At 74.6% G+C, this 12,284-nt stretch carries 16 protein-coding genes; 5 read left to right on the forward strand and 11 right to left on the reverse strand.

Translation table 11 applies throughout. The features are described from left to right. Together ACFYWL_RS05225 and ACFYWL_RS05230 are read right to left on the reverse strand one after the other, a co-directional pair. Nucleotides 1-429, reverse strand: a complete 429-nt coding sequence (locus tag ACFYWL_RS05225; protein ID WP_386967585.1) for a DUF2267 domain-containing protein — start codon at nucleotides 427-429, stop codon at nucleotides 1-3. 149 nt (nucleotides 430-578) lie between these two features. Further along, nucleotides 579-743, reverse strand: a complete 165-nt coding sequence (locus tag ACFYWL_RS05230; RefSeq protein WP_386967587.1) for a hypothetical protein — start codon at nucleotides 741-743, stop codon at nucleotides 579-581. A gap of 259 nt (nucleotides 744-1,002) precedes the next feature. Between ACFYWL_RS05230 and ACFYWL_RS05235 the strand changes: the two genes are divergently transcribed. The 4 genes from ACFYWL_RS05235 to ACFYWL_RS05250 are packed head-to-tail and all read left to right on the forward strand — an operon-like array spanning nucleotide 1,003 to nucleotide 4,463. After that, nucleotides 1,003-1,917 carry an ABC transporter ATP-binding protein gene (locus tag ACFYWL_RS05235; protein ID WP_386967589.1) on the forward strand — a complete coding sequence of 305 codons (915 nt, stop codon included), beginning with the start codon at nucleotides 1,003-1,005 and terminating at the stop codon, nucleotides 1,915-1,917. Next, nucleotides 1,910-2,791, forward strand: coding sequence for an ABC transporter permease (locus ACFYWL_RS05240; RefSeq protein ID WP_386967591.1), 882 nt, complete (start codon nucleotides 1,910-1,912; stop codon nucleotides 2,789-2,791). The genes ACFYWL_RS05235 and ACFYWL_RS05240 overlap by 8 nt, the downstream gene beginning before the upstream one ends. Further along, entirely contained in the window at nucleotides 2,788-3,747 is a 960-nt protein-coding gene (locus ACFYWL_RS05245; RefSeq protein WP_386967594.1) for an ABC transporter ATP-binding protein, read from the forward strand. The genes ACFYWL_RS05240 and ACFYWL_RS05245 overlap by 4 nt, the downstream gene beginning before the upstream one ends. A gap of 5 nt (nucleotides 3,748-3,752) precedes the next feature. Beyond that, nucleotides 3,753-4,463, forward strand: coding sequence for an ABC transporter permease subunit (locus ACFYWL_RS05250; protein ID WP_386967596.1), 711 nt, complete (start codon nucleotides 3,753-3,755; stop codon nucleotides 4,461-4,463). 446 nt (nucleotides 4,464-4,909) lie between these two features. On the opposite strand, the gene ACFYWL_RS05255 is transcribed toward ACFYWL_RS05250, so the two are convergent. The 8 genes from ACFYWL_RS05255 to ACFYWL_RS05290 form a co-directional block, all read right to left on the reverse strand. Beyond that, a complete protein-coding gene (locus ACFYWL_RS05255; RefSeq protein ID WP_386967598.1) occupies nucleotides 4,910-5,785 on the reverse strand; it encodes a DUF72 domain-containing protein in 876 nt (291 codons plus the stop codon). Nucleotides 5,786-5,835: 50 nt separating this feature from the next. Continuing rightward, nucleotides 5,836-6,234, reverse strand: a complete 399-nt coding sequence (locus ACFYWL_RS05260; protein WP_386967600.1) for a TraR/DksA family transcriptional regulator — start codon at nucleotides 6,232-6,234, stop codon at nucleotides 5,836-5,838. 188 nt (nucleotides 6,235-6,422) lie between these two features. Continuing rightward, a complete protein-coding gene (locus ACFYWL_RS05265) occupies nucleotides 6,423-7,061 on the reverse strand; it encodes a uridine kinase (RefSeq protein ID WP_386967603.1) in 639 nt (212 codons plus the stop codon). A gap of 83 nt (nucleotides 7,062-7,144) precedes the next feature. Then, entirely contained in the window at nucleotides 7,145-7,750 is a 606-nt protein-coding gene (locus ACFYWL_RS05270; RefSeq protein WP_386967606.1) for a winged helix-turn-helix domain-containing protein, read from the reverse strand. Between the two features lie 330 nt (nucleotides 7,751-8,080). After that, nucleotides 8,081-8,785 (reverse strand): winged helix-turn-helix domain-containing protein, encoded by a 705-nt coding sequence (locus ACFYWL_RS05275; RefSeq protein WP_386967609.1) that lies wholly within the window; start codon nucleotides 8,783-8,785, stop codon nucleotides 8,081-8,083. Nucleotides 8,786-8,837: 52 nt separating this feature from the next. Beyond that, nucleotides 8,838-9,341: a rhodanese-like domain-containing protein gene (locus tag ACFYWL_RS05280; RefSeq protein WP_386967611.1), complete on the reverse strand. Its 504-nt coding sequence runs from the start codon at nucleotides 9,339-9,341 to the stop codon at nucleotides 8,838-8,840. Nucleotides 9,342-9,451: 110 nt separating this feature from the next. Beyond that, complete coding sequence (locus tag ACFYWL_RS05285; protein ID WP_386967614.1) at nucleotides 9,452-9,913, reverse strand: cysteine dioxygenase; 462 nt, start codon at nucleotides 9,911-9,913, stop codon at nucleotides 9,452-9,454. 110 nt (nucleotides 9,914-10,023) lie between these two features. Beyond that, on the reverse strand, nucleotides 10,024-10,407 hold the full coding sequence (locus ACFYWL_RS05290) for a signal peptidase I (RefSeq protein ID WP_386967616.1): 384 nt from the start codon (nucleotides 10,405-10,407) through the stop codon (nucleotides 10,024-10,026). 93 nt (nucleotides 10,408-10,500) lie between these two features. Here ACFYWL_RS05290 and ACFYWL_RS05295 point away from each other — a divergent pair, with 93 nt between their 5' ends. Beyond that, entirely contained in the window at nucleotides 10,501-11,451 is a 951-nt protein-coding gene (locus ACFYWL_RS05295) for a DUF3500 domain-containing protein (protein WP_386967619.1), read from the forward strand. Nucleotides 11,452-11,502: 51 nt separating this feature from the next. On the opposite strand, the gene ACFYWL_RS05300 is transcribed toward ACFYWL_RS05295, so the two are convergent. Beyond that, nucleotides 11,503-12,264 (reverse strand): class I SAM-dependent methyltransferase, encoded by a 762-nt coding sequence (locus ACFYWL_RS05300; protein ID WP_386967621.1) that lies wholly within the window; start codon nucleotides 12,262-12,264, stop codon nucleotides 11,503-11,505. Nucleotides 12,265-12,284 lie beyond the last annotated feature (20 nt).

The following is a 12,284-nucleotide window of genomic DNA, read 5'->3' on the forward strand; positions in this document are numbered from 1 at the left end:
TCAGGGCATGAGCTGGGCCAGGTCCCGGGGCATGGTGGAGCGGACGTCCTCCCACTCCCCCTGCGTGACGTGCCGGCGCAGGGTGTCCAGCACCACCTGGACCACCCGCTCCGGGCCGCCCTCGACGTCGTACGGGAAGCCCTGGCGGACCTCGTAGAGGAAGTCGTCCCGGTTCAGCTTGACCGGCACGTCCGACGGCTGCCAGCCGTCGAAGTAGATGCCCCGCAGCAGCACCGGCAACTGCGCGGCGAACTCCGCGCTCTCCTGCACCGGCAGCCGGTCGCGCAGCAGGTGCAGCACCGTGCGCAGGGCCGCGTACGACTGGTTGCGCTGCTCCTTCGGCCAGCCGTACGCCGCCTCGATGTCCTTCAGGATCAGGTTGGTCTTGTCCAGCGAACTCTCGAACGCCGAGATCAACTGCTCAGCCATCTGCCCACCCCCGTTAGGTCGGTCGTGTCCGGCGTCGGTGCCCTCCACCGTCGGTCGTCGTCCAACGTCGCGTCTTCGTACAGCGTCGGTCTTCGTACAGCGTCGCGTCTTCGTACAGCGTCGGTCTTCGTACAGCGTCGGGTCGTCGTTCAGCGTCGGTCGTCCTCGCGGCGCGGCGGCCCGGCCGGGCCCCGCCACTGCGAGGTCAGTCCCCTGCGGCCCGGCCACGCCCGACCGGGGCGCGGGCCACCGGGTGACCCGACCACGTGCAGCACCCGGCCGCGCCGCCGCGCCACCGTGTCCCGAACCGTCATGCTCCGCACCTCCGTACCTGTCTGCGCCGTCGCGCCCACGTCTGCCGGCGCCGGCCACGGACCCGCCGACCGGCCCCGGGCACCGGACACGCACACGCCCATGGTGCGGCCGGCGAGGATGACGCCGGCTCACCCGATCCGGGTGACCTTCCTGGCGGCGCGGCCCCGGGACCCTAGGGGAAGCCGGCCGCAAACTTCAGGGATCCGCCCGGGGCGGGCGGCCGGCCACAGGCGACCCCCGCTCCCTACGCTGTACGGCGTGACACTCATCGCGACCGAGTCGCTGACCAAGACGTACGGGGGTGGGGTCACGGCGTTGGCCGACCTGACCGTCGCGGTCGAACCGGGCATCATCGGGCTGGTCGGCGCGAACGGCGCCGGCAAGTCCACCCTGATCAAGATCCTGCTCGGTCTCCTCACCCCGACCAGCGGCCGGGCCCGGGTGCTCGGCCTCGACCCCGCCACCGACTCCGCCCGGGTGCGCGCCCGGGTCGGCTACATGCCCGAGCACGACGCCCTGCCACCGGACCTCTCCGCCGCGGAACTGGTCACCCACCTCGGCCGGGTCAGCGGCCTGCCGCGTACGGTCGCCCGCGAGCGGGCCTCCGAGGCGCTGCGGCACGTCGGCCTCTACGAGGAGCGCTACCGCCCGGTCGGCGGCTACTCCACCGGCATGAAGCAGCGGGTCAAGCTCGCCCAGGCCCTCGTGCACGACCCCGACCTGCTGCTGCTCGACGAGCCCACCAACGGCCTGGACCCCGCCGGCCGGGACGCGATGCTGACCCTGGTGCACCGCATCGGCACCGAGTTCGGCATCTCCGTGCTGGTCTGCTCGCACCTGCTCGGCGAGGTGGAACGCATCTGCGACACCCTCGTCGCCATCGACGGCGGGCGGCTGCTGCGCGCCGACCACATCTCCGCCATGACCTCCGCCACCGACGTGCTCGCCGTGGAGGTCAGCGAGGGCACCGAGGAGTTGGCCGCCCGGCTGGGCGCGCTCGGCCTGCCGGTGCGCCGGGACGGCCGGCTGCTGCTCGTCGAGCTCGTCGACGACGCCACCTACGACCTGATCCTCGGCGCGGTCGCCGAGCTGGACCTGCCGCTGCACCGGCTCGACCAGCGCCGGCACCGGGTGGCCGAACTCTTCGCCACGAGGGAGCCCAGCCATGCCTGAGCCGACCGGCGTCATCCACGACATCGGCTACCAGCGGTACACCGGCCCCCGGCTGGGCCGCCGGGCCGTCTTCGGCGCGCTCTACCTGCACGGCCTGCGCACGGCGTTCGGGCTGGGGCGCAGCGCGAAGGCCAAGATCTTCCCCTGGCTGGTCGTCGGCATCGTCACGGCGGTCGCCGCCGCCCTCACCGCCATCCGCGCCCAGATCGGCGAGGCGGTGATGACGTACGCCCAGTTCGCCGACAACATGAGCTGGCTGGTCATCTTCTTCGTCGCGGTGGCCGCGCCCGAGCTGGTTTCTCGTGACCTGCGCAGCGGGGTGCTGCCGCTCTACTTCTCCCGGCCGCTGCCCCGCGCGGACTACCCGCTGGCCAAGCTGCTGGCGCTGGCGACCGCGCTGTGGCTGCTGCTCGGCGGGCCGCAGTTCGTGATGTTCCTGGGCGCCGCCTTCAGCACCGGCGACGGCATGAGTGGCGTCGCGGAGGAACTGCTCGACCTGCTGCCGAGCCTGCTCTACGCCGGGCTGTGGGCGGCGGTCTTCGCCTCGGTCGGGCTGCTGGTCGCCTCCCTCAGCGGCAAGCGGGCGTTCGCGGCCGGCGGGATCGTTGCCGTGTTCCTGATGACCACGCCGGTCGTCGGCACCCTGTCGGTCATGCCGTCGCGGACGGTCAACGAGCTGGCCTTCCTCGCCTCGCCGTCGACGCTGGTGGGCGGCGTGGGCTCCTGGGCGCTCGGTGACCTGCTGGTCTCCGAGGGCCAGAGTGGAGTCCCGATCGGCGGCTTCGGCCCCGTCTACGCGGTCGCCGCCGTGCTGCTCGTGGCCGGCTGCGTCGCCCTGCTGCTGCGTCGATACCGGAAGGTGGCCGCCCGATGACCACGACCAGCGCCGCCCGGGCGACGGGGACACCCACGGCCGTCGCCAGCGCCCTCGACCTCGCGGGCGTCTCCCGCTGGTACGGCAACGTGGTGGCCGTCAACGACGTCAGCATGAGCCTCGGCCCCGGGGTCACCGGGTTGCTCGGCCCCAACGGCGCGGGCAAGACGACCCTGCTGCACATGATGGCGGGCTTCCTGGCCCCGTCGCGCGGGATGGTGACCCTCGGCGGGCGGCCCACCTGGCGCAACCCCGAGGTCTACCGCCGGCTCGGCCTGGTCAGCGAGCGGGAGGCGGTGCACACCTTCCTCACCGCGTACGAGTTCGTGCTGGCCAGCGCGAAGCTGCACCGGCTGGCGGACCCGGCCGCGGCGGCCCGCCGGGCGATCGCCCTGGTGGAGCTGGAGGGCGCGCAGGACCGCCGGATCGGCACGTACTCCAAGGGCATGCGGCAGCGGGCCCGGGTGGCCGCCGCGCTGGTGCACGAGCCACAGGTGCTGCTGCTCGACGAGCCGTTCAACGGGATGGACCCGCGGCAGCGGCTGCACATGATGGAGCTGCTGCACCGCCTCGGCGACGCCGGCCACACCATCCTGTTCAGCTCGCACATCCTGGAGGAGGTCGAGCAGGTCTCCGGCACCGTCCAGGTGATGGTCGCCGGCCGGCTGGCCGCCTCCGGTGACTTCCGCACCATCCGCCGGCTGATGACCAACCGGCCGCACGTGTTCACCGTGCGTTCCACCGACGACCGGTCGCTCGCCGTCGCGTTGATGGCCGAGGCGTCGGTGACGGGCGTCGAGCTGGGCCGCGCCGGGTTGACGGTGCGCGCCGGCGACTACGGCGCGTTCACCCGCATGCTGCCGAAGATCGCGCTGCGGGAGGGCGTCCGGGTGCGCCAACTGGTGCCCGAGGACGAATCCCTGGAGAGCGTCTTCTCCTACCTGGTGGAGGCCTGAACCCCATGTCTACCGTTTCCTGGCTCACCCTGCGCGGACTGTTCGGGCGTCGCCGCTTCCTCCTGCTGCTGCCGCTGCCCCTGGTGCTGGTCGGCCTGGCGGTGCTCTCCCGGTCGCTCGGGGTCGCCCCGCGCGACTGGGGCCCGCCGGTGCTGGTCGGTCTCGGCCTGGCCGTGGTGCTCCCGGTCGTCGCCCTGATCGTCGGCACCGGCGTGCTCGGCGCCGAGATCGACGACGGCACGGTCGTGCACATCCTGACCAAGCCGCTGCCCCGCTGGCAGATCGTGCTGCCCAAGCTGGCGGTGGCCACCGTCGTCACCGCGGTCACCGTCGCCGTGCCGCTCTACGCCGCCGGCCTGCTGGCCGACTCCCCACGCCTGGGCCTGGCGCTCGCCGCCGCGTCGGCGGTCGGCGCGCTGGCGTACTCGGCGCTGTTCCTGGCGCTCAGCCTGCTCACCCGCCGGCCGGTGCTGCTCGGCCTGGTCTACGTGCTGATCTGGGAGGGGTTGCTCGGCAGCGTCGTCAGCGGCACCCGGGTGCTCTCCATCCAGCAGTACGTGATCACCCTCGCCGACCGGATCGCGCCGACGGAGCTGCTGCTGGGCGACGTGTCGGTGCCGGTGGCGGCGGCGATGAGCGCGCTGATCAGCGTGGGCTTCACCCTGCTGGCGATCGACCGGCTCCGCTCGTTCAGCGTGGCCGGCGAGACGAGCTGACCCCGGCGGCGGGTCAGGGGCAACATCGCCACGGCACGGTCCCGCCTCGCGGGAGCCATCGTCGAGGCCGCCCGCAACGGCATGCGCCAGGTGGACATCGTCCGGGCCACCGGCTAGACCCGCGAGCGGGTCAGGCAGATCCTCCGGGCCGGCGGCGTCGAGGCGAGCTGACCCGGCTCAGACCCCCTGCCCCCAGTTGCCCCTGAAGCAACGGCGACGAGCCGCGGCGAATCTTGGAAGATTTCGGCCCCCGGAGGGGCCGTCCGTTTCCAAGATCTCCCATTCGCGGCGTGGCCGGCGACTTCGCGGCGTGGCCGGCGACGTCGGGGTGGGGCAGCGCGGAAAGATCGTGCTCGATCGCGGAAAGAGTGGCTCCTGGCCCGGGGTGATGCCACTCCTTCCCGGATCGAGCGCGATCTTGGACCCCGCGCGAGAGACCGGGCCCGTCAGGGGCCGGCGTCCAGGAGGGACTGGAGGCGCTGGCCGTTACGTTGGGCGTAGTCCCGGTAACAGTTGTTCATGAGCACGTGCGTCTCGCCCGCGTCGTCGGCGAGCGCGCGCAGCTTCGGGGCCCAGTCGCGCAGCTCCCGGTCGGAGTAGTCGTAGCCGAACTTCTCGTGGATGTCCTTGCTGGTCCACCTGGCGCTGTGGCCGTGGAAGCGGACCACGGCCAAATCGGCGGTGGCCGCCAGCACCGGGGGCACCGACGAGCGGTGGCCCTGGGGCATGTCCACGCAGACGTACGCCAGGTCGTGCTCGCGCAGGAAGCCGAGCGTCTCGTCGCGGTTGTCCCCGGCGAACCAGGACGCGTGCCGGAACTCGAACACCGGCCGCAGGGGCGCGCACCGGCGGGCCACCTCCAGCAGGTACTGCTTGTTGTCCCGCTTGATGGTGAACCACGGCGGGAACTGGAACAGCAGCGCGCCCAGCCGGCCCGCCTCGACGAGCGGGTCGAGGGCGGACAGGAACCGGGTCCACACCTCCTCGTACGCCTGGGCGGGCAGGTCGCCGGGGTAGACGTTGCGCTTGCCGGTCTCCGGCCGCAGGTCCTTGTAGAGCGCGGAGACCCGCGTCGGGTGCCCGGTCAGCAGGCTGAACGCCTTGACGTTGAAGGTGAACCCGGCCGGGGTGCGCTCGGCCCACAGCCGCGCCGTGCGTTCGGCCGGGGGCGAGTAGTAGGTGGCGTCGACCTCGACCAGCCGGAACTGCGTGGCGTAGTAGGACAGGCGCTTCTCCGGGGTGTCCGCCGTCTGTGGATACCAGCCGGAGTCGAGCAGGGTCCGGTCGGTCCAGGACGCGGTGCCCACCCTGATCTCACCCATGGGTGGGGCGCACCGCGTCCACTACCGACCGGCAACCGGAGGGCACCGCCTCAGGCGGCCCGCCGCTCCCGGCTCTGCTTGCAGGTGACGCAGGCGGTGGCGGAGGGGAAGATCTCCAACCGCTCCACGGGGATCGGGGCCGAGCAGCCCTCACAGAAGCCGTACGTGCCCTCGTCGAGCCGGCTCAGGGCCCGCTCGAACTGGGCCCGGCGGTCGAGGATGGTGCGCAGCAGCGACTGCGCGGTGTCCCGCTCGGCCGTCTTGGTGCCGCTGTCGGCCTGGTCGTCGCCGGCGGTGTCGCCGACCTCCACCAGGCGCAGCACCTGACTCTGGAGCACCGCCTGCTCGTACTCGGCGGAGAGCTCGTCGTAGCGGGCCCGCAGGGACGCCCGGATCTGGTCGGTGTCCGCCTGCGATCGGCCGGTGGCTACCGTGTCGTGGACGAGCATCGCTGCCTGCCTTTCCTGGCTGGTACGCCGGGGTGGTGCCCGGCCCGGTCGCGGTGTGCCGCGGGTGGAGATCACTCGCGCTCTGTGAGCCGGGCGATTACCCCGGGTGCAGCCGCGCCAAACCACCGAATTTCTGGAATCTGCGGCCCGCACCCCCGGGGCCGCGCCCTGGGCCGTACGGCCGGGTGTCACCGGCCGGCGTCCGGCTCCACGATGGCGGGGCGGCGGGGGTCGTCGACGCGGACCACCACGTCGGCGAAGCTGGCCGGGGCGACCTCCTCGGCGTAGCGGGCGAAGGCCGGCAGGGTCCAGCGCAGCGCCGGGTCGGTGCGGCGGGCCAGGGCGGCCGGGGAGAGCTCCAGGTGCACGGCGAGGTCGACGGGGAGCCCGCCGCCGAGCAGGAGCGCCCCGCTGACCAGGACGACGCCGTGGGGCGGCAGCGTGACGTACCCGGCCCGGCTCGCCCGGTCGGTGCGGGGGTCCCAGAGGGAGGGCAGGATCCGGCCCGAACCGCCGGGCCCCGCCGGGTCGAGGACCTCGCGGCGCAGGCCGGGCTCGTCGACCCAACCCTCGTAGTAGGCGTCGGGGTTGGTCCGCCCGTACTCCAGCCGCACGGAGGCCGGGCGGAGGAAGTCCGCGGCCCGCACGTGCAGCACCGGGCGGCCGTGGGCGCGCAGCGGGTCGACCAGCGCGGCGGCCAGCTCGTCGGGGGCCGCTGCCGGGGCGCCGTCCACCGCGACGCGAAGCCGGCCGGGCGGGTCGGCGGCGACGAGCCGTTCGGTCAGCTCGGTGACGAGTCGCTCGGGGGTGATGGGACGCACGCGCATCCGACCATCGTGCCCGGTCGCCGGACGCGACGCGGGCCGGGCGGGTGGAGCCGGACGCGACGCTGGCCGGGCGGGTGGGGCCGTCAGCCGCTGCGGTCGATGGTCACCCGGGCGTCGTCGGCGAGGCGGTAGCCGACACCGTAGACGGTGGTGACCAACGGCACGTCCACGCCGACCTTGCCGCGCAGCCGGCGCACGTGCACGTCGACGGTGCGGACGCCGGCGTGTTCGTAGCCCCAGACGGCGTTGAGCAGTTGCAGCCGGGTGAACACCCGCCGGGGGTGGGCGACCAGGTGCAGCAGCAGGTCGAACTCCAGCCGGGTCAGGGGCAGCGGCTCGTTGTCGCGCAGCACCGACCGGGACGACGCCAGGATGTGCAACGCCGGGATGGTCGGGGCCAGGGGGCGGGGCGGCGTGCGCCCGGCGGACGCCTGGTCGGGCCGCCGCTCGGGGGCGGGGCCGGCGGTGACGACGCCCTCGCCCCGCTCCAGCATCTCCCGCGCCGCGTCGAGCAGGCGACGGGCCGCCGGGGTCAGGGTCTCCTCGGCCGCCAGGGGGATGCTGAGGGTCACGGTGAGCACGGGCGTGGTGCCGTTGACGGGACGGCGCTGGCCACCGGGGGGTCGGCCGGGAACCGCGGGTTGGGACGTATGCCATCCGGCGCGCGGCGATGCGGGGCTGACCGACATGGTCCTCCTTGGCTGGTCCGGGTATCTCCCCACGGCCCGGGACGCCGCTGCATCGATGCTTCCCGGCGCCCACCTGGCGGTCAAGGGGCGGCTACGTTGCATGAATGTGACAATTGACGAACACATCGGAGCCGGATGCTCGCTCTGCGTACGAGGTCTGATGATTACAGCAGAGCCACCAAGATCGTGGGATACGGGGGTACCCCGTGCGGCCCGCCGGTCGCGGCCGGACCGGAGGATGACCGGCCAGGCGGCGCGGACGTCCGACACGCGGACGCGGCGCACCCCGGTTCCGGGGTGCGCCGCGTCGCCGACGGGCCGGCGGACGCCTCAGCGGTGCGGGTCGACGCTGACCCGCGCCTCGTCGGCGAGCCGATAGCCGACACCGTAGACGGTGGTGACCAACGGGGTGGCGGCGCCGAGCTTCGCGCGCAGCCGTCGCACGTGGACGTCGACGGTGCGGGCGACGGCGTGCTCGTAGCCCCAGACGTTGCTGAGCAACTGCATCCGGGTGAAGACCCGGCGGGGATGCTCGGCCAGGAAGTGCAGCAGGTCGAACTCGATGCGGGTCAGCGGGATGACCCGGGCGCCCTGTCGCACCACCCGCGAGGCGGCCAGGATGCGTACCTCGTCGGGGTCCTCGGGGGGCGGCGGGGCGGCGGCTACCCGGGAAACGACCGCCCGCGGCCCCACCGGGTCGGCCTGCGCCGGCCGGAACTCGACCGGGCGGGGCCGGCGCTCCGCCGGGGCCCACGGCTCCGGCGCGCGGCGGTCCTGGTCCACGGGACCGGCCAGCAGCGTGCCCTCGCCCGACTCGGCCAGCTCACCGAGCAGTTCGACCAGGCGGGCGAGGCGGGGCGTCAGCTGCCCGGGGGCGAGTTCGACGGTGACGGTCAGTGTCGGTACCGACCGGGCGTGTCCCGGCGACGGGACCCGGTCGACCCGGCCTGCCGGCGCGCGGTCGGGGCGGCACTGGGGGGCCCGCTCGGTCCGGCCCGGCGGGTGGGGGCGCGAGGAGATGGCGACGACGGACATGGTGCCTCCTGGGATGGCGGTGCCGACCGCCGCGTCCGGTGGGGCGCGACGGTCAGTGGTGCGCCCGGCCGGCGGTCACCGGCGGCGCGACGGACGGGGAACGGGGCGGGGGCATGGGCGCCGGGCCGAGCGTCGGCAGGCCGGCGATGCGCCAGGCGGCGAAGCCGCCGACGACGTCGGTGGCGCGGTGCAGGCCGATGTCCTGGAGCGCGGCGGCGGCGAGCGAGGAGGTGTAGCCCTCCTGGCACAGCACCACCACGGGCACGTCGTAGCCGACCGCCTGGGGCAGCCGGGCCGCGCACCGGGGGTCGAAGCGCCACTCGAGGACGTTGCGCTCGATCGCCAGGGCGCCGGGCACCGTGCCGTGCGCGGCGCGCTGCCCGGCCGGCCGGATGTCGACCAGCAGCGCGCCCTCGCGGTACGCCACGTGCGCCTGCTCCGGGTCGAGCCGCCGCAGCCGGGAGCGCGCCTCGGCGAGGATCTCGTCGATGCCCCGGGAGCCCGGTGGCGGCACGGGAGGTGGACAGCTCTGGGCGCGGGCGGGCTGGTGCGGCATGGTCGGGTCCTTCCAGGGACGCCGGGCGGCCGTCCGCCCGGTCAAAGTCGTCGTCGGAGTCGTGGTCGAAGTCGAAGTCGGAGGCGTCGTCGGAGTCGCCGTCAAGGGTGTCACCACGCGACGCCGGCCTCGGCGACCTCGGCCACCCGCAGCAGGCCGTCGACGAGCCGGTAGCGGGTCATCCGGGTCAACGCGGGACGGTAGACGTGCACGCTGACCGCCGGCTGGTCGTCGCGGTTGGTGACCACGTGCACGTGCCGGGCGCCGAAGCGGCGACCGGCCCCGGCGGCGAGGCGGTGCGGGCGCAGCCGGCCGCCGCTGACGGTCTCCTCGGTGAGGACGCCGTCCACGACCAGGAAGGCCCCGGAGGAGCCGCCGTGGTCGTGCAGGTCGGTGCCCTGGCCGGGGAGCCAGCTCAGCGCCCAGACCTCGTGGTCGTCGGCAACCGCGAGGCGGGCGTACCACCGCTGTTCGGGGTCAAAGCGCAGCGGCACCGGCCAGCCGGCCGGGTCGGCGGCGTACCGGGCGGCGACGGCGAGCAGGTCGGGCTCGCGGCGGCGGCTGACTACCATGCGGGACCTCACGGGATCGGGCGGATTGTGCCCCGACAGCATAGAAGGTAAAGCCTATAGGATTAGTAGGTAATACCACATGCTGGGAGGCGAGCGGGTCCGCGGGCGACTCAGCGGCGCACCGGTGGCTCCACCCGGTAGCCCGGCACCGACGGCCAGCGCACGGTCAGCAGCACCGACTCGCGCTCGGCGTACCAGCAGTGGTCCACGCCCCGGCCCCACACCACGTAGTCACCCGGCTCGGCGAGCAGCACCGTGCGGTCCGGCAGCTCGACCCGGAACCGGCCGCCGCTGACCAGCACCAGCAGCGCGGTACGCCGCTCGCCGGTGGCCCACCGGGAGCGGGCCTCCCCCGCCGCGTGCACGCCCCACTTCACCTCCACGTCGCCGCTGCGCCGCACGTCGCCCTCCGGCATGAAGTGGCCCAGCAGCCAGCCGCCCTCCCGTGGGCCGTCCACGTCCGCCTTGCCCACGTACACCCTGTCGTCGCCCATCGACCCCTCCCGCGTCGGCCCGGCAAGCTATCAGGCGACGCGCCGGCCCCGCCCGTGGCGCGCGGACCGCGCGCCGCCGGGTATACAGGGTCGGTGGACGATCCCCTACCCCAACAGATGCGCGCGGCCGGCGTCGCGTTGCTCGGCGCGCTGGACGGGCCGGCGCGGGCGCGCGCCACGCACCGGTTCGACGACGAGGCGGCCCGGCGGTGGCTGGAGTACCGTCCCCGGCCGCGCCCCGGGGTCTGCCTGGCCGACCTGGACCGCGCGGGCCGCAAGGCCGCGCACCGGCTGCTGGCCACGGCCCTGAGCCCCGCGGCGTACGCGCAGGCGATGGCGGTCGTGGCGCTGGAGGAGGTGCTCGACCGGGCCGAGGGGTGGCGGCGCGGGCGGCACAGCGGCGACTACTGGGTGGCGGTCTTCGGCGACCCGGCCCGCGACGACCGGTGGGCCTGGCGGTTCGAGGGGCACCACCTGTCGGTGAGCATGACCGTGGTCGACGACCAGGTCTCCCCCGCCCCCGTCTTCCTCGGCGCCAACCCGGCCGCCGTCCGGCACGCCGGGCATCCGGTGTCCCGGCCGCTCGGGGTCGAGGAGGACCTGGGCCGGGCCCTGCTCGACGCCATGGGCCCGGCGGGACGGGCGGCGGCGGTCGTCGCCGACGAGGCCCCCGCCGACATCGTCAGCGCCACCCGCCCGCGCGTCGCCGGGCCGATCGCGCCGCTGGGGGTGCCGGCCGACCGGCTCGGCCCCTCCGGCCGGGCCATGCTGGACCAACTCGTCGCCGTGTACCTGGACCGGCTGCCGCCGCAGCTGGCCGCCCGGGAGGCCCGCCGGCTCGCCGGCGGGGCGCTGCACTTCGCCTGGGCCGGCCCCACCGGGCCCGGGCAGCGCCACTACTACCGGGTGCAGGGCGACGACCTGCTGATCGAGTACGACAACACCGCCGACGACGGCAACCACGCCCACACCGTGCTGCGCCGCCCGGCAAGCGACTTCGGCGCGGACGTGCTCGCCGCGCATCACGCCGAGGCGCACGGCTGACCCGAGCCAATCCCCGGGGGCGCGGGCGACGCCGGCCGCAGGCAGGCCGGCTCAGGCGGGCCGGACCGCCTCGATCAGGAACCGCCGGGCATGGGCGACGAACGCGCCGTCGGCCTCGATCCGCTCGTGCAGGCGGGCGAGCTGGGGCCGGTACCGCTCGACGGTGAACCCGGGCACCGTCCAGACCACCTTGCGCAGGAAGTAGACCACCGCCGCGATGTCGTGGAACACCGTACGCAGGGTCGCCTCGCGCAGGTCGAGCACCCTCAGCCCGGCCGCCCCGGCGGCTGCGACGGCCTGGCCGGGGAGCTGCCGCCGCGGCGGGGGCAGCGGGCCCAGCAGCGCCTCGCTCAGCTCCCGGACGGTGCCGCCGCCGATCTGCTGGGACAGGAACGTCCCGCCGGGCCGCAGCACCCGCGCGACCTCGTCCCAGCGGGTGCGCACGGGGTGCCGGCTCACCACGAGGTCCAGGGCGGCGTCGGCCACCGGCAGGTCGCCGCCCTCGGCGACCTGGAGGACCGTCGCGCCCACCGCGCGCAGGTTGCGCCGGGCCACCTCGACGTTGGGCGGCCACGCCTCGGTGGCCAACAGGACCCGGGGAGCGTGGGGCACCTCGGCGAGGACCTCCCCGCCGCCGGTGTCGACGTCCAGCGCCGCGTCGGCCCGGGCCATCCGGTCGGCCACCAGGCGGGTGTAGCCCCACGGCGGCCGTTCCTCGCTGGCCCGCCCGTGCAGCCAGGAGAACTCCCAGCCCTGCACCGGCACGGACGCGCCCTCGGCGACCAGGTCCTCGAACCCCCGCTTCCCGCTCATGGGCGGAAGCATCGTCGGGC

Source organism: Micromonospora sp. NPDC002575 (genome assembly GCF_042889525.1).
Lineage (GTDB): Bacteria > Actinomycetota > Actinomycetes > Mycobacteriales > Micromonosporaceae > Micromonospora > Micromonospora carbonacea.